We start from the raw sequence: 23,601 nt of genomic DNA on the forward strand, positions 1-23,601 counted from the left end.
ACCCGGATCGGCGTGCCGGTGAACGCCCGTCCGGGGACAGGCAGCCGCGAGACCGGCCGGCACCACCGCGTCCGGCCACCGGAGCCGATCCCGCCGTGTGGCAGCACCCACCGTCCGGTCCGCACCGCCAGACCAACGACCATCTCCGCGCCGCGGGGTCGGGACCGATGGGACGGCCGCCGGGTGGTGCACCGTTCCCAGGCGGGCCGATGTCGTCCGGCGGTCCGCGTCCGTCGTCGAGCCCGAACCGCCTGCCCCTGGTGCTGGCAGGGGTGGCGGCCGTGCTGCTGATCCTGATCGTCGTCGTGTTTCTCGTTGCGCTGTAGCCCGACGTGGATCGGGGTGTGCGCGAGGCGGCCATGCTGTCACAGCTGTCCCATTCGTCACCGCCCGGAGTGCCTCCCAGGAGGTGTCGGTGGGCGCGCCTAGAGTAGACCCGGACTCGGCGACCGGCGGCACGAGATCAGCGTGCGCATGATCCCCGCGAGACAGCAACCAGCGAGCACAGAAGAGGCACAGTGACGGACTCGTTTGTTCACCTGCACAACCACACCGAGTACTCGATGCTCGACGGTGCGGCCAAGGTGTCACCGTTGTTCGCCGAGGCCAAGCGGCTGGGCATGACCGCCATCGGCATGACCGACCACGGAAACATGTTCGGCGCCAGCGAGTTCTACAACACCGCGATCAAGAACGACATCAAGCCGATCATCGGCATCGAGGCCTACATCGCGCCGGGTTCGAGGTTCGACACCAAACGCGTCCAGTGGGGCACGCGTGAGCAGAAGAGCGACGACGTCTCCGGTTCGGGCGCGTACACGCACATGACGATGGTCGCGGAGAACGCGACCGGCCTGCGCAACCTGTTCAAGCTGTCCTCGCTCGCCTCCATCGAGGGTCAGCTCGGCAAGTGGGCGCGTATGGACGCCGACGTGATCGCCCAGTACGCCGAGGGCATCATCGCGACCACCGGCTGCCCGTCCGGTGAGGTGCAGACCCGTCTGCGTCTGGGGCATGACCGTGAAGCCCTCGAAGCCGCGGCGAAGTGGCAGGAGATCTTCGGCAAGGAGAACTTCTATCTCGAGCTGATGGAGCACGGACTCGAGATCGAGCGCCGCGTGCGCGACGGTCTCCTCGACATCGGCCGCAAGCTCGGCATCAAGCTGATCGTCACCAACGACTGCCACTACGTCACCAAGGAACACGCCGCCGCCCACGAGGCGCTGCTGTGCGTGCAGACCGGCAAGACGCTGTCCGACCCGACCCGCTTCAAGTTCGACGGCGACGGCTACTACCTGAAGTCGGCCGCGGAGATGCGCGAGCAGTGGGACTCGGTGGTCCCGGGCGCCTGCGACAACACGCTCGAGATCGGTGAGCGCGTCGAGTCCTACAAAGATGTCTTCACCCACCGCGACCGCATGCCGGTCTTCCCGGTGCCCGACGGCGAGACCCAGCAGACCTTCTTGCGCAAGGAGGTCGCGAAGGGACTCCAGGAGCGTCGTTTCGCCGGTACCGAGGTGCCGCAGGAATACCTCGACCGGGCCAACTACGAGCTCGACGTCATCATCCAGATGGGCTTCCCCGCCTACTTCCTCGTGGTCGGCGACCTGATCCGCCACGCCCTCGAGGTCGGCATCCGAGTCGGCCCGGGCCGCGGTTCGGCGGCCGGCTCGCTGGTCGCCTGGGCGCTGGGTATCACCAACATCGACCCGATCCCGCACGGACTGCTGTTCGAGCGATTCCTCAACCCCGAACGCGTGTCGATGCCCGATATCGACATCGACTTCGACGACCGTCGTCGAGGCGAGATGGTGCGCTACGCGACGGAGCGATGGGGAAGCGACAAGGTCGCCCAGGTCATCACCTTCGGAACGATCAAGACGAAGGCCGCGATCAAGGACTCCGCGCGAGTCCAGTTCGGCCAGCCGGGGTTCGCGATCGCCGACCGCATCACCAAGGCGCTGCCGCCGCCCATCATGGCCAAGGACATCCCGGTCTGGGGCATCACCAACCCCGAACACGAGCGCTACGGCGAGGCCGCCGAGGTCCGCACGCTCATCGAGACCGACCCGGACGTCAAGAAGATCTACGACACCGCGCTCGGCCTCGAGGGCCTGATCCGCAATGCGGGCGTGCACGCCTGTGCGGTGATCATGTCCTCGGAGCCGCTGACCGACGCGATCCCGGTGTGGAAGCGCGCCCAGGACGGCGCGATCATCACCGGCTGGGACTACCCGTCGTGTGAGGCCATCGGACTGCTGAAGATGGACTTCCTGGGTCTGCGCAACCTCACCGTCATCGGTGACGCCCTGGAGAACATCAAACTCAACCGCGGGATCGACCTCGACCTCGACTCGTTGCCGCTCGAGGACGAGAAGACCTACGAACTGCTCGCCCGCGGTGACACGCTCGGCGTGTTCCAGCTCGACGGCGCGGCCATGCGCGAACTCCTGAAGATGATGCAGCCGACCGGGTTCGAGGACATCGTGGCCGTCCTCGCGCTGTACCGGCCCGGTCCGATGGGTGTGAACGCACACACCGACTACGCCAAGCGCAAGAACGGTCTCCAGGAGATCCGGCCGATCCACCCGGAGCTCGAGGAACCGCTCAAGGAGATCCTCTCCGAGACCTACGGTCTGATCGTCTACCAAGAGCAGATCATGCAGATCGCGCAGAAGGTCGCCGGCTACTCGCTCGGACAGGCAGACCTGCTCCGTCGCGCGATGGGCAAGAAGAAGAAGGAGATCCTCGACGAGGCCTACGACGGCTTCGCGGAGGGCATGCGCAACAACGGATTCTCGCAGGCGGCGATCACCGCGCTGTGGGACACGGTGTTGCCGTTCGCCGGTTACGCGTTCAACAAGTCGCACGCCGCCGGCTACGGCCTCGTCTCGTTCTGGACCGCCTACCTCAAGGCGAACTATCCCGCCGAGTACATGGCCGGTCTGCTCACCTCCGTCGGCGACGACAAGGACAAGGCGGCCATCTACCTCGCCGACTGCCGCAAGCTGGGCATCACGGTTCTGCCGCCGGACGTCAACGAGTCGCAGCGCAACTTCGCGGCCGTCGGCGCCGACATCCGCTTCGGTCTCGCCGCGATCCGCAACGTCGGTTCGGGCGTGGTCGGCTCGATCATCAACGCCCGTGAGGAGAAGGGGAAGTTCACCAGCTTCTCCGACTACCTCGGCAAGATCGACGTCACCGCCTGCAACAAGAAGGTGACGGAATCGCTGATCAAGGCCGGCGCGTTCGACTCGCTCGGCCACCCGCGCAAGGGGCTGTTCCTCGTGCACGCCGAGGCCGTCGAATCGGTCATCGGCACCAAGAAGGCCGAGGCGATCGGTCAGTTCGACCTGTTCGGCGGAGGGGACGACGCCGCGGATCCCGGACTGGCCGAGGTCTTCGCGGTCAAGGTGCCCGAGGAGGAGTGGGACACCAAGCACAAGCTCGCGATCGAGCGGGAGATGCTGGGTCTCTACGTCTCCGGGCACCCGCTGGCCGGCGTCGAACACGCCATCGCCGCGCACACCGACACCTCGATCACGTCGCTGCTGGAAGGCAACATCTCCGACGGTGCCCAGATCACCATCGGCGGCATCATCTCGTCGGTGACGCGCCGGGTGAACAAGAAGGGGGAGCCGTGGGCCGCGGTCACCCTCGAGGACATGGTCGGTGGCGTCGAGGTCTACTTCTTCCCGCGCGCGTACGTGGCGTACGGGATGGACATCGTGGCCGACAACATCGTGCTGATCAAGGCCCGGGTCAACCTGCGTGAGGACAGCATGATGATCAGCGCCAACGACCTGGCCGTTCCCGATCTGGAGACCGCGGGAGCCACCAAACCGGTCGCACTGACACTGTCCGCGCGACTCTGCACCCCTGATCGGGTCCAGGCGCTCAAGCAGGTACTCACGCGCCATCCGGGGATGGCGGACGTGCATGTGACGCTCGTCAGCGACAAACGACAGACGCAGCTCAAGCTGACCGAGTCCCTACGTGTGGCGCCGAGTTCGGCCTTGATGGGCGACCTGAAAGCGCTGCTGGGACCGAGCTGCCTGGGCTGACCTGCTGGTCGAGCCGTGTTCTGCTGGTGAAGCCGCTCCCTGCTGGTTGAGCCGGTAGCGAGCGCTGGCGGCGAGGCGTGTCCTGCTGGTTGAGCCAGAGGAGCGCTGGCGGCGAGGCGTGTCCTGCTGGTTGAGCCGGTAGCGAGCGAAGCGAGCCACCGCGTCGAAACCGCCCGACCAGAACACCGACAGGGTCCCCGTCACCAGGATTTCGGTCCACCGAACATTTCTCTTCGCTGTGGCGCTATACTCGACGCCACGTCCAGTAGCGCCCAGCCGTAGAGGGGAGTGTTCGCAGATGACCACGATGATCGGCATCAACGTGCACCGTCCGGTTCGGCGCGCGCCGCGCACGATCGACGTCTTCGGCATCGAGTGGCCCGCCCACAAGGCTCACGCCGTCCTCGCCGGCATCGCCACCGCCGTCGTGACCCTGCTGATCCTCGGATCGTTACAGGCCACTGCGTGGGCGACGGCGGTGGCAGTCCTCGCGGTGTGGTGGGGCGAGCGCTACCTGGCGGGGAATGCGGCGGTCGCGCCCCGATCGAATCCGCCCGGGATCTCGTAGATCCGTCCGTCGAATCCGGCCCGGTACAGGCGCCCGGCGGAGAACCCGCGGTCGCCGCGACCGTACGAGAGAACGCTCGAGGTCGACAGACCGGTCGCCAGCACGCAGTGACGTCCGGGAGAGGTGATCCGGACGATCTCGCCGGTCGCGTTGAACGGCACGACCGGCCGGTCCCGGGAATCGAGGGTCAGCCCATCGGGAGTCGACGGTGTACCGACGCCGAGCAGACTCTGCACGTTCCGCGGGTCGGCGGTGGAGATCCGGCTGACGCCCGGGTTCACGAATGTCCGCGAGACGTAGAGCCAACGGTCGTCGCGGCTCAGGACCGCGCCGTTGGCGCTCGGCAGGGCGCCCCACGCGGCGTTCACGGCACCGCCGGGTGAGACGCGTCCGATGAGGTTGCCGAAATCATTGGTGGCGTAGACGTTTCCACGCGCGGACACATCCATCCCGTTCGCCGCGGACAGGCCGGTCACCCACGGACGGAATGCGCGTGTGTTGACGTCCAGACGGCCGATGGACGCGTGCCGCAGCGCATCGCCGACGAACACGCGCGGATCGGCGCCGTACCCGACGAGCAGGGTCCCGTCGGGCGTCCAGGCGAGTGCACCCGCCCCGCTCCCACCGGGCACGCGGGCGATCGGCACCGCCGGTGCACCCGGCCCGGACAGCCGATACACGCGCCCCGAGACGAGATCGGTGGTGTAGAGGCGTCCACTGGCGTCGACCGTCAGGCCTTCGAGTGCGGCACCCGGCACGACGCCGACGAGCCGTGCGGGAGCGGCTCCCGGACAGAGCGGCGCGGCCGAGGCGGGGGCGGGGCCGACGGCGGTGGCGAGACCGAGCGCCACGGCGGCGGCCGATGCGCCGGCGGCGATCCGGGTGAGGCGAGAGGTGCGCCGGCGCCGGCGCCGGGATGGGTGGCGAGATGTCATGACTGCTCCCTGGTCAGGTGGCGGGCCGTGCTGCTGCCGTGATCTCGCCCGGTCTTGCGCACGGGTGCGGGGCGACGAGTGGCTCCGCGGGTATACCCACCCGTCCGTCAGGGCAACCCCGGCACCCACCCGCCGTGTCGGAATCGGTGCACCCGGACGGTCCGAACGATCCTGCGCAGTGAGAACATGGCAGTCGTGAGTACGCACCACGTCCCCGTTCACCAGCACGGTCCGGCACTGACCCTCGACGCCATCGAGTCGGCGTCGACGCGAATCGCCGACGCGGTGGCGCGTACCCCGCTCGAGGCCTGCCCGCGACTGTCGACGTCGGGCGCGCAGATCTACCTCAAGCGCGAGGACCTGCAGACCGTCCGCTCCTACAAGATCCGCGGCGCCTACAACGTGATGGCGCAGCTCTCGGCCGACGAACTGTCCCGAGGTGTGGTCGCGGCCAGTGCCGGAAACCACGCGCAGGGAGTCGCATTCGCGTGCCGGAGCATGAAGGTGCCGGGACGGATCTACGTCCCGACCACCACCCCGAAACAGAAGCGCGACCGGATCGCCTGGCACGGCGGTGAATTCGTCGAGCTGAAAGCGATCGGGGACACCTACGATGCGGCCGCTGCCGCCGCACAGGCCGATGTGATGCGCACCGGGTCCGCGTGGATCCATGCCTTCGACGACCCGCGGACCGCGGCCGGTCAGGGAACCATCGCACGCGAGATCGTCGAGCAGCTCGGCCGGATGCCCGACGTCGTCGTCGCACCGGTCGGCGGCGGCGGCTGCCTGGCCGGCATGGCGACCTACCTGCGTGGGCTCTCCGCCGAGGTGGCGATCGTCGGCGTCGAACCGACCGGCGCCGTGTCACTGAGCGCGGCGCTCGTCAACGGCGGGCCGGTCACCCTCGACGACATCGACCCCTTCGTCGACGGCGCGGCGGTGAAGCGGATCGGCACCATCGGACACCGGGTGATGTCCGAGCTCGGCGCGAGCGTCAGCGATCATCCGGTCCTGGCGAGCATCTCGGCGAACCCGGCCGTCCGGGTCATCCCCGACGGCCCGGTGTCGCCGACCCCGGGCTCCGCCCACATCACACATGTGGACGAGGGCGCCATCTGCTCGGCGATGCTGGAGCTGTACCAGAACGAGGGCATCATCGCCGAACCCGCGGGAGCGCTGGCGGTCGCTGCACTCGACAAGCTGCGGCTGCCCGCCGACGCGGTCGTCGTATGTCTGGTGTCCGGCGGCAACAACGACGTGTCCCGCTACGGCGAGATCATCGAACGCTCGCTGGTGCACCGGGGCCTCAAGCACTACTTCCTGGTCGACTTCCCTCAGGAGCCGGGTGCGCTGCGCCGTTTCCTCGACGAGGTCCTGGGACCGGATGACGACATCACGCTGTTCGAGTACGTCAAGCGCAACAACCGCGAGACCGGTGCCGCACTGGTCGGTGTCGAACTCGGCACCCCGGATGACCTGGGCGATCTGATGGACCGGATGTCGCGTTCCCGCCTGCACTGCGAACGCCTCGAGCCGGGGTCGCCGGCCTACGAGTACCTGACCTGATCGTTTATGGCCGGGACCCGCCCGGCGCGGCTTCGGGCTATGAATCGCGCCGGACGCCGACGATCACGTTGTGTCCGGGTGACACTCCGTCGTCCGGTTGCTCCCAGGCCAGCCGGACGTCGAGTGGCCAGGGGAGTGTCACGGACGCGCCGCCGGGGACGCACACCACCGACCAGTCGGCGCGATGCATCGCGAACCACCCTGCCGCCTCGTCGAATTCGGCGTCGACCGAGGCGAATGCCGGATCATGGAGGGCCGGTTCGGCTTTCCGTAATGCGATCAGTGACCGGTAGAAGTCGAGCACCCGCGCGTGGTCGGTACGGGTGAGCTCCGACCAGTCCAGCTTCGACCGTTCGAAGGTCTCCGGGTCCTGCGGGTCGGGCACGTCCTCACTGTCCCACCCGTGTTCGGCGAACTCCGCCTTCCGGCCCTGCGCGGTCGCCCGGCCCAGCTCCGGTTCGGGGTGCGAGGTGAAGAACTGGAAAGGCGTTGCCGCGCCCCATTCCTCGCCCATGAACAGCATCGGGGTGTAGGGGGACAACAGGACCAGGGCGGCCTTGATGGCGAGTTGCCCGCCGTCCAGGTAGGCACTCGGCCGGTCACCGATCGCCCGGTTGCCCACCTGGTCGTGGGTGCACGTGTAGGCCAGCAACGACGACGCGGGCACGAGGTCGGTCGGGATCGGCCGGCCGTGGCAGCGGCGCCGGAACGACGAGTAGGTGCCGTCGTGGAAGAACCCACCGGTCAGGACCTTCGCGAGGCAGCCGAAGCTGCCGAAATCGGCGTAGTAGCCCTGTCGCTCGCCGGAGACGAGCGTGTGGACGGCGTGGTGGATGTCGTCGTCCCACTGGGCCGCCAGCCCGAGACCGCCGCGAGATCGCGGCATGATCATCCGGGGGTCGTTGAGATCGCTCTCCGCGATGAGTGACAGCGGGCGCCCGAGCTCGGCCGAGAGGGCGTCGGTCGCCGCGGCGAGTTCTTCGAGGATGTGGACCGCACGATGGTCGGCGAGGGCGTGGACGGCGTCGAGACGCAGTCCGTCGATGTGGAATTCGGTGAACCAGCGTAGGGCGGTGCCGGCGATGAAAGCGCGCACCTCGTCGGAATCGGGTCCCGACAGGTTCACCGACGACCCCCACGACGTCGTGCCCTCACTGAGATACGGTCCGAAGTCCGGCAGATAGTTGCCGGACGGTCCCAGGTGGTTGTAGACGACGTCGAGGACGACGCCGAGTCCCTTGGCGTGACAGGCGTCGACGAAGCGGGCGAGTGCGGCCGGGCCGCCGTAGGTCTCGTGCACCGCGTACCAGCCGACGCCGTCGTACCCCCAGTTGTGGGTGCCGTTGAATGCGTTCACCGGCATCAGCTCGACCAGATCGACGCCGAGGGTGACGAGGTGGTCGAGCCGTTCGATCGCGGAGTCGAGAGTGCCTGCGGGGGTGAAGTTCCCGAGGTGCAGTTCGTAGATCACGGCCCCGTGCGCGTCGCGGCCGGCCCAGTCGTCGTCGGTCCACCGGCTCTCGTCGACGCCGAAGAGTGCGGACAATTCGTGGACCCCGTCGGGCTGGCGGACGGAACGCGGGTCGGGCCGGGCCGGGCCGTCATCCAGCGAGAACCCGTAGCGCAGGTCCGGGCCGGTCTCGATCGCGTTGTCCGACGGGACCTGCCACCACCCGCCGGCGCCGGCGGACATCGGCACCGACCGGGTGGGGGAGCCGGGACCGCCGGATCGTACGACGAGGTCCACCTTCCCGGCCTCGGGCGCCCACACCCGGATCTCGTTCACCGAGCGTGGCGGGTGGTAAGGGCCCACATTGGAACGAAGTGGTAGGTATTGTTCCCGTTGGTCGACTGACCAAGTTTTGGTGCTCTGGTCATCAGTCGCGGACGTCGTCGGGGAATTCCTCACATCATGCAAGGTATGTCGGGGCTCTCGAAGGCGCATCGCGCGATACTGTGAGGCCGATCACAATCGCCGGACGAAAGCGGGGTATATTACGGCGACGCTCATGTCCAAGGGGGCACCTCGAGCAGATCAGCCGAGCCGATGCGCACGAGTTGGCGCATCACGTGCTCGGCGACCTGACGGCCGGTGAATGGGTGAGCCGAGACGCAAGGGTAGGGATTGAGCACAGACGCAGTCACCTCGGACGACGAGGAGGTCGGTCGGAAGAGACCGAATGCGGTTCGGGCGTGGTTCGACAAGCATGTCGTCGCGTCCTTCGACACCTTCGGACGCCAGCTGGGCATGTTCGTCGAGGTGTTCCGCACGCTCTTCGTCGACCTCGCCAAGCGGCGGTTCCCGTTCGGTGAGTTCATCCGCCAGTGCGCTTTCATGGCGACCACGTCGGTGTTCCCGACCCTCCTCGTCGCCATCCCGATCGGCGTCATCGTCTCGATCCAGGTGTCCAACATCGCCGGCCAGGTCGGCGCCACGTCGTTCTCCGGTGCCGCCACCGGTCTCGGCGTGATCCGGCAGGGCGCACCCCTGGTCACCTCGTTGCTCCTCGCGGGCGCGGTCGGCTCGGCCATCGCCGCCGATCTGGGTTCGCGCACCATCCGCGACGAGATCGACGCCATGAAGGTGATGGGCGTCAACCCCATCGAGCGGCTGATCTCGCCGCGACTCCTCGCCACCATGGTGGTCAGCTTCCTGCTCTGCGGCTTCGTGTGCTTCGTCGGTTTCATCACCGGCTACGTCTTCAACGTGTACTTCCAGGGCGGTACGCCAGGCAGTTACACGGGCACTTTCGCATCGTTCGCGACGACCGCGGACCTGATGTTCGCGTTGGCGAAAGCGGTCATATTCGGCGCGATCGTGGCGATCGTCGCCTGCGATCGCGGCCTCTCGACGAAGGGCGGTCCCGCCGGTGTCGCGAACTCGGTGAATGCTGCGGTGGTCAACTCGGTTCTGCTCCTGTTCACCGTGAACGTGATCCTCACGCAGTTGTTCGCGATCCTCTTCCCGTCGAAGGTGGTGTGAGATGACCGCGTCACGGTATGTGCCACCCGCGCTCAGGCCCGTGGAGGCCGCCAAAGCCGTCTATCGGGGGCCGCGCGACGCGCTCGCGGCGATGGGTCACCTCATCACCTTCCTGGTCCGGTCCATCGGTGCCATCCCGCTGGCCTTCCGGCACTACAGCAAAGAGGTCTGGCGGCTGCTCGCCGACGTCGCGTGGGGCAACGGCGCCATCGTCGTGGGCGGCGGCACGGTCGGTGTCATGGTGATCCTCGGGATCATGGGCGGTGCGACCGTGGGGATCGAGGGCTACACCGCGCTGAACCTGCTCGGCATGTCGCCGGTGACCGGCGGACTGTCGGCGTTCGCGACGACGCGTGAGATCGCCCCGCTCCTCGCGGCCACGGCGTTCACCGCGCAGTCGGGCTGCCGCTTCACCGCACAGCTCGGTTCGATGCGCATCGCCGAGGAGATCGACGCCCTCGAGGCGATCGCGATCCGGCCGCTGCCGTACCTGGTCACCACCCGCATGCTGGCCGCGGTGCTCGCGATCATCCCGCTGTACTCGGTGTCGCTGGCCGCCAACTACCTTGCGTGCCAGTTCATGTTCATGGTCCAGAGCGGCCAGGGCGAGGGCACCTACCTGTACTACTTCAACCAGTTCATCGTGTCGTGGGACATGGTGTTCTCGTTCATCAAGGTGATCGTCTTCGTGCTGCTGACGACGTTCATCCAGTGCTACTACGGATACTTCGCCTCTGGGGGGCCCGAAGGTGTGGGAGTTGCTGCCGGACATGCCATCCGACTCGCGATCATCGTCATCGTGTTCGCGAATCTGATCATGACCCTCGTGTTCTGGGGCACCTCGCCCGGAATCAAGATCTCGGGCTGAGGGGGAGCCGGTGAACATCGCGACCGATGGGCGCAACCCATCGCTGCTGCAGTACGTGCTGCGGGGCGTCGCCTTCCTGCTGGTCCTGCTGGTGATCTTCGTGCTGCTGTTCATGCGGTACCAGGGCACATTCAGCAAGACGGTGGCCGTGACCGCCGACCTCGTCGATGTCGGTGACGGTCTGACGTCGGGTGCCGACGTCCGGTACAACGGGCTCATCGTCGGCTCGGTGAAGTCGATCTCGGTCGCCGACACCGGCGAGACCGACGCGACGAAGGTGATCAAGAAGGTCGAGATCGACATCGTGCCCGCGCAGGCCGAGGGCATCCCGGCATCGGTGACCGCGCGGACCGTGCCGTCGAACCTGTTCGGCGTCAACTCGGTCGAACTGGTGCGGCCCGCCGAACCGGGCACCGAGCGGCTGTCGTCGGGCGATTCCGTCCCCGCCGACAAGTCTCTCGAGACGATCAAACTGCAGGACGCGCAGAACGAGTTGAGTGCCATCCTCGACGCGGTGCCGCCGGAGGAACTCGCCCAGGTGCTCGGTGTCATCGCCGACGCCCTCAAGGGCGGCGGTTCGGTGTTCGGTTCGTTCGTCGGCGTGCTGCGCAACTACTTCGACTCGATCAACGCGCAGTTCCCGCCGGGTGCACCCCCGGGGTTCGACAACTTCGACGCCGCGATCAGCGGCCTCGCGGAGTCCGCGCCGGAACTGCTCGACACCCTGGGGCGCAGCGTGATACCGGCGGTGACGCTCGCCGAGAAGCAGCGCGACCTCGCAGCACTGCTCTCCGGCAGCCAGGGACTGCTCGACCAGACGCAGCTGATGTTCGCCCGCAACGGAAACGGCGGTCAGCGACTCGTCACCGACCTCAACCGCATGCTCGGTGCCACCGTCCTCGAACCGAACTCGCTGCCGCAGGCGGTCATCGCGCTCAACAACCTGGCCGCCCGGGTGCTCACGGTCTTCACCGGGACCAACGGACACGTCAAGCTCAACCTCGGTGTGAGCTTCGGTGCGTTCGTGCGCTACACCCGGCAGAACTGCCCGGTCTACAACGGCGGCCCGTACGGGACCTTGCGCGGCCCGGGATGTGTCGGGCCGGGAACCGGTACCGGACCGACGATGTCGGGTCCGCTGCAGATCTACCCGTCCGACGGCATGCGCAAGAACCGGCCGGTGGGCATGGTGACCACCGACTCCGACAACAAGACCCTCGGTGCGGTGCTGCGCCGGGAGCCGTCGGCCGCCGACACGGTCATGCTCGGACCGCTGGTCCAGTCGATCGACGCGCGTGATGCTGCCACCGACCACGGAGGGGGACGATGAGCGCGGCCTCGGATTCGATCCGAAAACCGTTGATCGGCTTCCCGATCTTCGCCATCGCCGCGTTGCTCGTGTCGTATGTGATCTTCTCGACCCTGGAACGATCGGTGTCGGGATCGACGAACAAGTACACGACGTTCTTCACCGACGCCTCGGGTCTCTCCAGCGGCGACGACGTCCGGATGGCCGGTGTCCGCGTCGGCCGCGTCGACAAGATCGAACTCGACAACGGCCGCGCCCGAGTCGAATTCGAGGTGCAGAACGACCAGCAGGTCTACACCAACACCCGTGCCGCGATCCGCTACCAGAACCTCATCGGTCAGCGGTACCTCAACCTGACGCTGGTGGAGGGCCGGGACAGCAAGCCGTTGTCGCCCGGGTCGACACTGGAGTTGCCGTCCGAGGACTCCTTCGACGTCACCAAGCTGCTCGCCGGGTTCCAGCCGGTGTTCGAGACACTCGACGCCGAGCAGGTCAACGCACTCTCGCAGGGTCTTCTCGAGGCCTTCCAGGGCAATTCGGTCTCGCTGAGCTACACGGTCGCCGAGGTGGGCAGGCTCGCCGAGGACACCGCCAACCGCGACATCGTGATCGGCGCGATCATCAACAACCTGAGCACCGTGATGCGTGACCTGTCCCGCCAGGGCGGTCAGCTCGGCACGGTCATCGGGTCGATGTCCGATCTGATCGCGAACCTCAACTCGAACTCGGCGGCGTTCGGCAGTGCGGTCTCCGACATCGGACGCACCGCAAGCGGTTTCGCCGACGTCCTGAGCCGCAGCCGGGACAGCCTCGCCGCCGCCGCGACCGACGGACGGATCGCCACCAAGACGCTCATCCAGAACGGCTCCAAGCTCGACCGGATGGCCGTCGACGCGCCGGTCTTCCTCGGTCACTTCCCGCTGGTACTCGGAGAGGGTGCGTACCTGAACATCTATGCCTGTGACCTCGACGTCGCGATCGGTGACGTCCTGCTGCCGCCGGGGATCTTCAACAAGATCGGTGGCACGAATCATTCGGTGGTGTGCCGATGAACTGGTTCCGTAAGAACTTCCGCAGCAACACCCGGATCTGGTACGGCGTGATCGGCGCGGTCGTCATCGTCGCCCTCCTGCTGGGCGTGACGGCACTGGCGGGCGCGCATCTCGGCAAGAAGACGCTCACCGCGGACTTCGCCCAGGCCGGCGGAATCCGGCCCGGGGACAAAGTGCGGGTGGCCGGCATCGACGTCGGTGAGGTCACCGAGACCGAACTCGCCGGGAACCACGTCGCGCTGACGATGAAGGTCGACACCGACGTGCGGGTGACGTCGAACGGTATGGCCGAGATCAAGATGTCGACGCTGCTGGGTCAGCGCTACGTCGATGTGTCGCTGGGCGATTCGCCCGAGGAGGCACCCGACGGTCACATCGAGCGGACCGCGGTGCCCTACGACCTCAACCGCACCATCGAGGAGGGGGCGCCGATCCTGACCGGCGTCGACGACAAGACCCTCTCGCAGAGCATCCGCACCCTCAACCGTCAGCTCGCCGGTGTTCCCGCGATCACCGAACCGACATTCGAGGCCCTGACGCAGATGTCCGAGGTGATCACCAACCGCAAGGACCAGATCAACCAGCTGATCGCCGACACCAAGACGATCACCATCATCGTCAACGACAATCAGGCGCAGCTCGCGGTGATCGTCGGCCAGGGTCGCGACCTGACCCAGAAGATCGTGGCCCGTGAGGAATTGGTCACCCGCCTGCTCGACGGCATCGCCGAACTGACCGAACAGGCCAGTGCGGTGGCGGGTGAGAACGCCAACCAGTTCGCCCCGATCATGGCGAACCTCAACACGATCACGCAGGGTCTCGAGAAGAACCGCAACAACCTGCGCAAGCTGCTGGAGATCCTGCCCGTGACGGCTCGACTGACCAACAACGTCATCGGCGACGGGCCGTACGTGAACGGCTACCTGCCCTGGGGCATCTTCCCCGACAACTGGTTGTGCCTGGCCCGGGTGGTGGACGGATGCTGAACCCGCAGAGACTGCGTCGTTCGACGCTCCTCGTGTGCGTCTCCCTGCTCGGCATCCTGGGGCTGTCGGGATGTTCGATGATCCCGGGAAGCTGGAAGGCCGCATTCGGGCAGGCGATCGAGGTCACCGCGTACTTCGACAACGTCGCCGGCCTCTACGTCAGCAACGACGTCGCGGTGCTCGGCATGCCGGTCGGTCAGGTGACCGCGGTGGAGCCGCAGGGTGACCGGGTCAAGGTCACCATGACCATCGACAACGACGTGCCGGTGCCCGCCGACGCCACGGCCGCCATCGTCAACACCTCCATCGTGACCACGCGCCACGTCGAGCTCACCCCCGCCTACGAGGGCGGACCCAGGCTGGAGGACGGTTCGGTGCTGAAGGAGACCAAGGCCCCGGTGTCCGTCGGGGAACTGTTCGACGCCATCGACGGTCTCGTCGTGTCCCTGAAGGGCGAGGGCCCGGGCTCCGGCCCGCTCGCGGACATGATCGACATCACCTCGGGGATCGCCACCGGCAACGGCGAGGAGATCCGCGCCGCCCTCGACCAGCTGGGCCAGGCGTCGAACGTGGTGTCGGGCAACAGCGATGCACTCGTCGACATCATCGAGACCATCGAGGGACTCACCACCACGCTGGTGAAGAACTACCCGAAGATGACCGCCTTCTCGAAGTCGGTCAACGAGGTGTCCGAGCTGCTCGGCAGCCAGTCACCCGGTCTCGTCGCCACGCTGCGCAACCTCAACCAGACCCTGCAGAACACCACGGCCTTCCTGCAGAACAACACCAACACGATCTCGGTCTCCTTCGACCGGCTCGCCGCGCTGACCGCGAACCTGAGCGACTACTCACGGCAGGTGGTGGAGACCATCGACGTCGGTCCGCTGCTCTTCCAGAACCTTGGCAACTCGATCTCCGCCGAGCAGGGCACCTGGCGCGCCCAGGTCCTGCTGGACAAGTCGCTCGTCGACAACGAGCTGCTCGCCGAGTTCTGTGAGGCGATCAACCTGCAGAAAGACGGCTGCCGCACCGGCAAGCTGAAGGACTTCGGTCCGGACATGGGCATCTACTCCGCGATGCTGGAGCTGACGAAATGAGAGCGGTGACAAGCGCTTCCCTGGGTCGCACGGTCGCTGAACCGGCACGACGCCGCTCCCGCATGCGACGCGGCGCGGTGACGGCGTTGCTCCTCAGCGCGCTGATGGGGCTCACCGGTTGTGGGGTGCTGCCCGGGCTGACCGTCGAGCAGATCCCGCTGCCGGCCCCCGGTGGCATCGGCGACTCCATCAGGCTGACGGCGAATTTCGACAACGCCCTGAACCTGCCGACGCGCGCGAAGGTGAAGCTCAACGGCACCGACGTGGGGCAGGTCGACACCATCGTCGCCAAGGACTACTCCGCGATCGTCACGATGGACGTCAGCAAGAAGACCAAGCTGCCCGTGGGCACGGGCGCCGAACTCCGACAGGCGACGCCGCTCGGAGACGTGTTCGTGGCCCTGCTGCCGCCGCCCAACGCGCCGAAGGGTTTCATGGTCGACGGGGACACCCTGACCGGACCCACCTCCGCGGCGGCGACGGTCGAGGACCTGCTCATCAGCATGAGCGGTGTGGTGGACAGCGGCTCGCTGAACTCGCTCACGGTCATCCTGACCGAACTGAGTGCCGCGGTCGCGACCAACCCGTCGGACCTCAACGGCGCGATCCGCGGACTGACGACCGGTATTCGCAAGCTCAACCAGAGTTCGGCGCAGGTCGACCGGTCACTGGCGAACACCCGGATCCTGACCGGACAACTGGCCGACGGTCGTGCCCAGATCATGGCGTCGATCAACAAGCTCGGCCCCGCCCTCGAGTCGCTGAACGGTCAGATCGGCTCGATCCTGACCGCGCTGGACAAGACCCAGCAGGTGACCTCGGCGACCAATGACTTCCTGCGTACCGACCAGGACAATTTCGTCGAGATGCTCGGTCATCTGTCGACCGTCCTGGCCGGTCTGCGACAGGCGGCGGGTCCGCTCGGTTCGCTGGCCGACAATCTGCACACGTTGACCCCCAAGTGGATCAAGTCCACACCGGGTAGCGCGGCCGCGGTGTCGTCGAAGGTCTACTGGCTCAACCCGGGCGTCGGGTTCGATTCGGCGAGCAGGCTTCCCGAGCTCGAGGACATCGACTCGGGCTCGGCAGCGCTCCAGCAGACCCTCACCCGGTTGCTGGCCCGACTCACCGGAACCAAGGGGTGCTGCGGATGAGCGGCGTATTCGGTTTCCTGCGTAGAAATTCGGTGCTCGTCGGGAACATCGGGCTCGTGCTGGTCATGGTCGTCGGACTCGGTTACCTGGCGCTCGGCACGTTGCGGTGGGAACCGTTCGCGGACAAGTACAAGCTGACCATCGAGTTCCCGATCTCCGGTGGTCTGCAGGAGACCTCGGGTGTGACGCTGCGCGGTGCGCGTATCGGCGAGGTCGACACCATCCGCGTGGAACCGGATTCGGTGACGGTGAAGGTGACGGTCGACGACCGGTACAAGATCAACCGCGACAGCACCGTTGCGGCGCTGGGGTTGTCGGCGGCGGGCGAGCAGTACGTCGACTTCCAGCCGACCACCTCCGAGGGGCCGTACCTGAAGGACGGCGACGTGATCAAGGCCGGCCAGACCAAGGTCACCGTGCCGTTCTCCGACCTTCTCGAGTCCTCCCTGGATCTCATCCAGCAGATCGATCCGGCCGAACTCCGCTCGGCGGTGGACAATCTGAAGGTCGCGCTGTATTCCGAGGACGGCTCCAACGATCTGGAAGTGCTGTTCGACTCGGGCGGCACGATCTTCGCGCGGCTGTACACCGCATTGCCCGAGACCACGAGGCTGATCCAGAACGCGGGCACCATCTTCAAGACGACCGCCGACATCCAGCCCGACTTCGGGAACACGGTGTCGTCGCTGAGCGACCTGATCAACAACGCCGCCGCCTCCGACAGGGAACTGCGCACCCTGCTCGATCGCGGCCCGTCGCAGATGACCAGCCTCGCCGGTTCGATCAATCAGCTCACCGATCCGGTGACCGACGTGATGAAGCAGTTCCTCGACATCGCCGAGCAGGGCGCGCTGCGAGCACCGGCTCTGGCGACGCTGATGCCGTCGATCCGGGACGCGAGCATCAAGAGCCTCACCATGTTCCACGACGGCGCGTGGTGGACTTTCGGTTCGGTGTATCCGCGGCCGAGCTGCAGCTACCCGGTCACCCCGCGTCGGCCGACCAAGGTCCTCGAGCTGACCATCCCGACCAATCTGTACTGTGTGACCGAGGATCCGAACCAGCAGATCCGTGGCTCGGCCAACGCACCACGACCGCCGGGCGACGACACTGCCGGGCCGCCACCGCGTTACGACCCGAATGCCCGCACAGTGCCGCTCGACAAATGACGCCCAGACAAGTTGCGTGACCTGTAGATGACAGACCGTGAGAAGCCAGATCTCGACAAGAACACCGACGTGACCGCGGACAGCGCCACCGGCGAGGAGAGCGGCACAGACGAACTCGGCGCCGGAGGATCGGGAGCCGAGGAGAAGACGACCGCAGCGCGGCAGGCCACGGACGCTGCCACGACCCCGCGCGGAAAGTCGGCTCGTCGCACCGGTTCCGGAGCGGCGGTCAGCGAGCCCGATCCCGAGCCCGGCCCCGCGGCCGCCGGCAAGAAGGAGTTCTCGCTGACGGTCACCGCGAGCGGGATCAAGCGCGCATTCGGTGCGTTGGCGATCGTCGCGCTGATCGTGGCCGGCGTGTTCCTCGGCTGGCGGACCTACACGCTGCAGAGCGAGGCGAATGCCTTCGCCGACGCAAAGACCGCGTCGGCGGATTTCGTCACCAAGCTGGTGACGACCCTCAACGCAGACAATGCGGGCAACTCCAAGGAACTACTCGGTCCGCTGTCGACCGGTGAGCTGCGTCAGCGTCTCGAGCAGGAGCGCGCGGACACCGAGCAGAACGTCGAGTCGCTCAAGATCGAGGTCTCGTCGAAGATCAGTGTCGTCGCGGTCGAGACCGTGGACACCGACACCGCCAAGACGGTCGTGATGGCGGAGGTGACCGGACGCAGCGTCAAACTGCCCTCCGGGGGAACCAGTCTCATGGTGTTCCGGCTCGATCTGAGCAAGGAGGACGGCACGTGGCTGGTCTCGAAGGTCGACGGTCCGCCCGGTAGCCCGAGCGGTCAGATCGACCCCTCGCAGTCGTTGCCGGGGGCCGGTGGGGCACCCGCACCTGCGCCGAGTCCCGCGCCGGCGCCCGCCCCCGCCGGCTGACCGACCGCGGATTCCGCTCCAGCCGCGCGGGAACTCAGTCCCGGACGAGGATCGCGACCGAATGGTCGGCCCTGGCCATGGCCAGGTCGACGGTCTCGTCGTAGACCTTCCCGGTGCGGACATCGCGCCAGCGCACCCCCGAGGGCAGTCCGATGACGGTGTCGATCGCCGCCTCGGGGTCGAGGCTGTGCGTGAACCGTGCGGTGATCACGACGACCTCGGCGACCTCGCGGGAACCGCGGGTGAATGCGACGGTGCGGTCGGAGGCCGGACCGTCGGCGGGAAGGCGGTCATAGGTGCTCGTGGCGCCGAACGCGTCCTGGTATCGGGCACGGACACCGAGCGCGGTCCGTACCAGCTCGGCCTTCGGGTGATCCAGGGATCGACCGAAGTCCACGGGCCGCCGGTTGTCGGGGTCGACAAGCGAGTCCTCCCACCACTCGGTGCCCTGATAGATGTCCGGGACGCCGGGACCGAGTAGAGCTATCGCCTTGCGCGCGAGGCTTTCCTGCCGCCAGGCGGATTCGGTCCGGGCGACGAGTTCACTGACCGCGCTCGCGATCGGTTCGGTGGTGACCTGGGTGATCCACCGTTCGATCGCGGCTTCGAAGTCCTCGTCGACCTCGGTCCAGGTGGTACGAAGACCGGCTTCACGGGCAGCCTTGCGGGCGTAATCGACGATGCGGGTACGCAACTCGTCGGTGACCACCCCGTCGGCGGGTTCTGCGCCGGGCCGGGACCCGGCGGCCGGCCACACCCCGAAGATGTTCTGCAGCAGGAAATAGCACGTCAGGTTGTCCGGGACGTCCGTGCCCAGCCAGACGCGTTCGATGAGCAGGGACCACCGCTCGGGCACCTGGGCGAGGAGGGCGATACGAGCGCGGACGTCCTCACCGCGTTTGGTGTCGTGGGTCGACGTCGCGGTCATCGCGAGCGGCCAGCGGCGGGACCGATCGATGTTGTGGTCGTGGAAAGCGTTGAGCGACACCGACGGGTTCGCCGGATCGCCGCCGACCTCCTGCGCCGACACCAGGCGCGCGGTGCGGTAGAAAAGGCTGTCCTCGACGCTCTTCGCGGTCACCGCACCGCAGGTCTGCGCCAGGCGTGAGGTGGCCGCGCCCGGACTGCGTGTCGCCCGCACGATCGTGTCGAGCGCTCGTGTCAGCGAGGGCTTCTCGGTCGCGATCCGTACGGCTGTGATCTCCAGTCGCGGCCGTAGCGACGGATAGTCCGCCCGGTAGACGCCGAGGGAGGCGATCAGCTCGGCGCACGCCTCGGCGATGGCGTCGGCGTCGGCGGCGGGGTCGGAGTGGGTGATCGCGCGGACGAGTCGACGGAGTTCGGTGGGGAAGGATTCGCGCAGAGTCGTCAGCTTGCGCTGGTGTTCCACCGATGCCATCCACTGCGCATCGCCGGTGTCACCGGTGAGGTGCTCGTTGAGTTCGGTGAGCTGGACGACGCCCGACGGGGCGACGAACAGGGCGTCGATGACGCGCATCTGGTCGTAGCCGGTGGTGCCCTCGACGGGGAGCGTCGGTTCGAGGGGTTCGTCCGGAGCGAGGATCTTCTCGATGTAGAGCAGTCGGTCGTCGCCGACATCGGAGCGGAGTCGGTGGAGGTACTGCTGGGGGTCCCAGAGTCCGTCCGGATGGTCGACGCGGACACCGTCGATGAGGTCCTCGGCGAGGAGTTCGCGCAGCCACTCGTGCGTGGCGTCGTAGACCGCGGGGTCCTCCTGCCGAAGGCCCGCGAGCTCGTTGACGGTGAAGAAGCGGCGGTACCCGATCAGGCCGCTGTTCCACGGCACGAGCTTGTAGTGTTGTCGCGCATGGATTTCCGCGGGCGTGCCGTTCTCGGTGCCGGGTGCCACAGGGAAGGCGTGGTCGTAGTAGCGCAGGTTGCCCTGCTCGTCGATCTCGAGCGGACTCAGGTCACCGTCGGCGGCGACGACCGGGAGTGCGATCTTGCCGCCGGCGCCGTTGTCGTCGCTGAGGTCGATGTCGAAGAACGAGGCGTAGGGCGAACGGACGCCGTGACGCAACAGGTCAGCGAACCAGGGGTTGGCGAGCGCATCCGCCACGCCGGTGTGGTTGGGGACGATGTCGATGATGAGGCCGAGGCCGCGGTCGGTTGCGGCCCTGCGGAGCGCACGCAGACCGTCGACACCGCCGAGGAGGTCGGACACGGCCGGCGGCGGGAGCCAGTCGTAGCCGTGGGTCGACCCGGCCGAGGCGGTTCCGATGGGGGAGAGGTAGACGTGACTGACCCCGAGCTCGACGAGATGGTCGAGCGTCTTCGCGACGTCGGCGAACCCGAAGTCGGCGTTGAGTTGGAAGCGGTAGGTGGCCCGAGGCGTCGGACGTGTGCTCATCGTGTCAGGACGTCTTCCGCAGGACGAGCACGGACCGGCCGCCGACCGTCACCGAATCACCGGACGCCGCAGTCAGATCCGAGTCGCCGGCCGGGTGAGTGGTGTCGAGTTCGCCGGACCATTCCAGCCCGTACTGCTCCGGCGGGAGGTGGAAGTCGATGGGCTCGTAGTGGGCGTTGAAGCAGATGAAGAACGAGTCGTCGACGACCCACTCGCCCCGTTCGTCCTTCTCGCCGAGTCCCTTGCCGTTGAGGAACACCGCGAGACTCTTCCCGAATCCGCTGTCCCAGTCCGCACTGGTCATCTCCACGCCGGCGGGGGTGAGCCATGCGATGTCGAGGGCCTGGTCGCCCCACCGGATCGGCTTGCCGCCGAAGAATCGGCGTCGACGGAACACCGGATGTGCGGTGCGCAGGGCGATGGCCTTGCGGGTGAACTCCAGCAGGTCGGCGTTCTCCTCGGCGAGTGACCAGTCCACCCAGGACAATTCGGAGTCCTGGCAGTACACGTTGTTGTTGCCCTGCTGGGTGCGGCCGATCTCGTCGCCGTGGGCCAGCATCGGTGTGCCCTGCGACAAGAACAGGGTCGCCAGGATGTTGCGCTGCTGCCGGGCGCGCAGCGCGTTGATCTCGGGGTCGTCGGTCGGACCCTCGACGCCGCAGTTCCAGGACCGGTTGTGGCTTTCGCCGTCGCGGTTGTCCTCGCCGTTGGCCATGTTGTGTTTCTCGTTGTACGACACCAGGTCGCGCAGCGTGAAGCCGTCGTGGGCGATCACGAAGTTGATGCTCGCCAGCGGTCGTCGGCCGGTCGCCTCGTAGAGATCCGACGACCCGGTGAGCCGGGACGCGAACTCGCCCAGCGTGGACGGCTCCCCGCGCCAGTAGTCGCGGACGGTGTCGCGGTACTTCCCGTTCCATTCGGTCCACAACGGCGGGAAGTTGCCGACCTGATAGCCGCCTTCGCCGATGTCCCACGGTTCGGCGATCAGCTTGACCTGGCTCACCACCGGATCCTGTTGCACCAGATCGAAGAACGCCGACAGACGGTCGACGTCGTGGAGTTCGCGGGCCAGCGTGGAGGCGAGGTCGAAGCGGAAACCGTCGACGTGCATCTCCAGGATCCAGTAGCGCAGGGAGTCCATGATGAGCTGCAGCGTGTGCGGATGCCGTCCGTTGAGGCTGTTCCCGGTCCCCGTGTAGTCCATGTACATCTCGGGGTCGTCGTCGACGAGTCGGTAGTAGGCCGCGTTGTCGATGCCGCGGAAGCTGATCGTCGGGCCGAGGTGGTTGCCCTCGGCGGTGTGGTTGTAGACCACATCGAGGATGACCTCAATGTCCGCGTTGTGGAACTCCCGTACCATAGCCTTGAACTCGGTCACCGCACTGGCGGGCTGGTCCGGAGTCGAGGAGTACTCGATGTGTGGTGCCAGGAACCCGAAGGTGTTATACCCCCAGTAGTTTCGCAGCCCCTTGTCGCGGAGGACGAAGTCCTGCATGAACTGGTGGACCGGCATCAGTTCGATCGCGGTGACACCCAACGACTTCAGGTGGTCGATGATCACCGGGTGGCAGAGGCCGGCGTAGGTGCCGCGGAGATGCTCGGGCACCCCGGGATGGGTGGCGGTCATACCCTTGACGTGGGCCTCGTAGATGACCGTCTGGTGATAGGGCCGGTTGGGCGACCGGTCGTTCTGCCAGTCGAAGTACGGGTTGATGACCACCGAGACCATCGTGTGTCCCAGCGAGTCGAGCGCGGGCATCGGGTTCTCGGGCGCGGGCTGGTTCTCCGGAAGTGGTTCAAGCACAGTCGCTTCCGGGTCCGGTGTGCCGTCGGCGCCGGAATCCTCGGCGCCGGAATCCTCCGTTCCCGCATTCTCGGCCCCCGAATCCTCTGCTCCGGTGTCCCCGGTGTCGGTGTCATCGGCTCCGGTGGCGTCCGCGTCCGGCGCCTGGTCATCGAACTCCGAATCGGCCTCCTCGACGGCCGCCTCGGGCGATTCCTCCGTGTCGTCGGGCGTCGGCAGGGGATAGGAGAAGAGCGAGGCGTCGCCGTCGAAGTCGCCGTGAAAAGCCTTGCCGTACGGGTCGAGAAGGAGTTTGCTCGGGTCACACCGCAGGCCGCGGGCGGGATCGTAGGGGCCGTAGACGCGGAAACCGTAGAACTGTCCGGGCACCACATTCGGCAGATAGCAGTGCCAACAATAGCCGTCGACCTCTTCGAGGCGGATGCGCCGTTCCTTGCCCTCGCGGTCGATGAGGCACAGCTCGACGGCTTCGGCGACCTCGGAGAACAACGAGAAGTTCGTCCCCGCACCGTCGTAGGTTGCGCCGAGCGGGTACGGGGTGCCCGGCCAGACGGGGATCGGCGCGGGTTCGGGTTCGACGAGCGCGTCGGCCTGAACCGGATCCTCCGGCATGGGGACCGGCGGGGTGTCGGTCGTGCTCGGGTCCGGGTGTTCACCCGTGGTTGGCGAAGCAGTAGTGCCCACCTTCGGAGACGACGTCATGGGTCGACACTAGTCGTGTTGCGTCAGGCGGTCATCTCGGACAGGGCATCATCCGGCAAAGCGGTCACGTCCGTCGTCCGCGTGGCCGCGGGTG

At 67.0% G+C, this 23,601-nt stretch carries 16 protein-coding genes and 1 pseudogene; 13 read left to right on the top strand and 4 right to left on the bottom strand.

Translation table 11 applies throughout. The features are described from left to right. The 3 genes and pseudogenes from GOAMI_RS20560 to GOAMI_RS20570 form a co-directional block, all read left to right on the top strand. Positions 1-326 (top strand): annotated as a pseudogene (locus GOAMI_RS20560) (serine/threonine protein kinase); the annotation flags it as partial. Between the two features lie 192 nt (positions 327-518). Next, a complete protein-coding gene (gene dnaE / locus GOAMI_RS20565) occupies positions 519-4,064 on the top strand; it encodes a DNA polymerase III subunit alpha (RefSeq protein WP_006438536.1) in 3,546 nt (1,181 codons plus the stop codon). 298 nt (positions 4,065-4,362) lie between these two features. Beyond that, positions 4,363-4,632, top strand: a complete 270-nt coding sequence (locus tag GOAMI_RS20570; protein WP_040005061.1) for a hypothetical protein — start codon at positions 4,363-4,365, stop codon at positions 4,630-4,632. Here GOAMI_RS20570 and GOAMI_RS20575 read toward each other — a convergent pair. Next, positions 4,575-5,567 carry an SMP-30/gluconolactonase/LRE family protein gene (locus GOAMI_RS20575; protein ID WP_040005062.1) on the bottom strand — a complete coding sequence of 331 codons (993 nt, stop codon included), beginning with the start codon at positions 5,565-5,567 and terminating at the stop codon, positions 4,575-4,577. The two genes, GOAMI_RS20570 and GOAMI_RS20575, sit on opposite strands and share 58 nt — an antisense overlap. Positions 5,568-5,753: 186 nt before the next feature. Here GOAMI_RS20575 and ilvA point away from each other — a divergent pair, with 186 nt between their 5' ends. Then, positions 5,754-7,133: a threonine ammonia-lyase IlvA gene (gene ilvA, locus GOAMI_RS20580; RefSeq protein WP_006438538.1), complete on the top strand. Its 1,380-nt coding sequence runs from the start codon at positions 5,754-5,756 to the stop codon at positions 7,131-7,133. 37 nt (positions 7,134-7,170) lie between these two features. Here the strand turns inward: ilvA and treZ are convergent, their stop codons facing one another. Further along, positions 7,171-8,904 (bottom strand): malto-oligosyltrehalose trehalohydrolase, encoded by a 1,734-nt coding sequence (gene treZ / locus GOAMI_RS20585; RefSeq protein ID WP_006438539.1) that lies wholly within the window; start codon positions 8,902-8,904, stop codon positions 7,171-7,173. 354 nt (positions 8,905-9,258) lie between these two features. Between treZ and GOAMI_RS20590 the strand changes: the two genes are divergently transcribed. From GOAMI_RS20590 to GOAMI_RS20630, 9 genes are read left to right on the top strand one after another with little or no spacing between them, the layout of a single operon-like run. Beyond that, entirely contained in the window at positions 9,259-10,116 is an 858-nt protein-coding gene (locus tag GOAMI_RS20590) for an MlaE family ABC transporter permease (RefSeq protein ID WP_006438540.1), read from the top strand. Between the two features lies 1 nt (position 10,117). After that, positions 10,118-10,984 carry an MlaE family ABC transporter permease gene (locus GOAMI_RS20595; RefSeq protein WP_006438541.1) on the top strand — a complete coding sequence of 289 codons (867 nt, stop codon included), beginning with the start codon at positions 10,118-10,120 and terminating at the stop codon, positions 10,982-10,984. Between the two features lie 10 nt (positions 10,985-10,994). Continuing rightward, entirely contained in the window at positions 10,995-12,314 is a 1,320-nt protein-coding gene (locus GOAMI_RS20600) for an MlaD family protein (protein ID WP_006438542.1), read from the top strand. Next, on the top strand, positions 12,311-13,345 hold the full coding sequence (locus tag GOAMI_RS20605; RefSeq protein WP_006438543.1) for an MCE family protein: 1,035 nt from the start codon (positions 12,311-12,313) through the stop codon (positions 13,343-13,345). The genes GOAMI_RS20600 and GOAMI_RS20605 overlap by 4 nt, the downstream gene beginning before the upstream one ends. Further along, positions 13,342-14,331 (top strand): MCE family protein, encoded by a 990-nt coding sequence (locus GOAMI_RS20610; protein WP_006438544.1) that lies wholly within the window; start codon positions 13,342-13,344, stop codon positions 14,329-14,331. The genes GOAMI_RS20605 and GOAMI_RS20610 overlap by 4 nt, the downstream gene beginning before the upstream one ends. After that, positions 14,325-15,428 (top strand): MCE family protein, encoded by a 1,104-nt coding sequence (locus GOAMI_RS20615; protein WP_006438545.1) that lies wholly within the window; start codon positions 14,325-14,327, stop codon positions 15,426-15,428. Before GOAMI_RS20610 ends, GOAMI_RS20615 begins: the two co-directional genes overlap by 7 nt. Further along, a complete protein-coding gene (locus tag GOAMI_RS20620) occupies positions 15,425-16,582 on the top strand; it encodes an MlaD family protein (RefSeq protein WP_210737803.1) in 1,158 nt (385 codons plus the stop codon). Before GOAMI_RS20615 ends, GOAMI_RS20620 begins: the two co-directional genes overlap by 4 nt. Then, positions 16,579-17,751, top strand: a complete 1,173-nt coding sequence (locus GOAMI_RS20625; RefSeq protein WP_040005064.1) for an MlaD family protein — start codon at positions 16,579-16,581, stop codon at positions 17,749-17,751. The genes GOAMI_RS20620 and GOAMI_RS20625 overlap by 4 nt, the downstream gene beginning before the upstream one ends. Positions 17,752-17,778: 27 nt before the next feature. Continuing rightward, a complete protein-coding gene (locus tag GOAMI_RS20630; RefSeq protein WP_006438548.1) occupies positions 17,779-18,630 on the top strand; it encodes a hypothetical protein in 852 nt (283 codons plus the stop codon). 34 nt (positions 18,631-18,664) lie between these two features. On the opposite strand, the gene treY is transcribed toward GOAMI_RS20630, so the two are convergent. Together treY and glgX are read right to left on the bottom strand one after the other, a co-directional pair. Next, positions 18,665-21,001: a malto-oligosyltrehalose synthase gene (treY, locus tag GOAMI_RS20635; RefSeq protein WP_006438549.1), complete on the bottom strand. Its 2,337-nt coding sequence runs from the start codon at positions 20,999-21,001 to the stop codon at positions 18,665-18,667. A 4-nt stretch (positions 21,002-21,005) separates the two neighbouring features. Beyond that, a complete protein-coding gene (gene glgX / locus GOAMI_RS20640; protein WP_006438550.1) occupies positions 21,006-23,507 on the bottom strand; it encodes a glycogen debranching protein GlgX in 2,502 nt (833 codons plus the stop codon). Positions 23,508-23,601: the final 94 nt, after the last annotated feature.

The sequence above is a fragment of the Gordonia amicalis NBRC 100051 = JCM 11271 genome (assembly GCF_000332995.1).
Classification (GTDB): Bacteria; Actinomycetota; Actinomycetes; order Mycobacteriales; family Mycobacteriaceae; genus Gordonia; species Gordonia amicalis.

Coding starts and splice junctions, on each gene's coding strand:
- ilvA (WP_006438538.1), top strand. CDS start 5,754: ATGGCAGTCGTGAGTACGCACCACGTCCCCGTTCACCAGCACGGTCCG.
- GOAMI_RS20625 (WP_040005064.1), top strand. CDS start 16,579: ATGAGCGGCGTATTCGGTTTCCTGCGTAGAAATTCGGTGCTCGTCGGG.
- GOAMI_RS20575 (WP_040005062.1), bottom strand. CDS start 5,567: ATGACATCTCGCCACCCATCCCGGCGCCGGCGCCGGCGCACCTCTCGC.
- GOAMI_RS20630 (WP_006438548.1), top strand. CDS start 17,779: ATGACAGACCGTGAGAAGCCAGATCTCGACAAGAACACCGACGTGACC.
- GOAMI_RS20595 (WP_006438541.1), top strand. CDS start 10,118: ATGACCGCGTCACGGTATGTGCCACCCGCGCTCAGGCCCGTGGAGGCC.
- GOAMI_RS20570 (WP_040005061.1), top strand. CDS start 4,363: ATGACCACGATGATCGGCATCAACGTGCACCGTCCGGTTCGGCGCGCG.
- GOAMI_RS20605 (WP_006438543.1), top strand. CDS start 12,311: ATGAGCGCGGCCTCGGATTCGATCCGAAAACCGTTGATCGGCTTCCCG.
- GOAMI_RS20610 (WP_006438544.1), top strand. CDS start 13,342: ATGAACTGGTTCCGTAAGAACTTCCGCAGCAACACCCGGATCTGGTAC.
- glgX (WP_006438550.1), bottom strand. CDS start 23,507: ATGACGTCGTCTCCGAAGGTGGGCACTACTGCTTCGCCAACCACGGGT.
- GOAMI_RS20615 (WP_006438545.1), top strand. CDS start 14,325: ATGCTGAACCCGCAGAGACTGCGTCGTTCGACGCTCCTCGTGTGCGTC.
- GOAMI_RS20620 (WP_210737803.1), top strand. CDS start 15,425: ATGAGAGCGGTGACAAGCGCTTCCCTGGGTCGCACGGTCGCTGAACCG.
- treY (WP_006438549.1), bottom strand. CDS start 21,001: ATGAGCACACGTCCGACGCCTCGGGCCACCTACCGCTTCCAACTCAAC.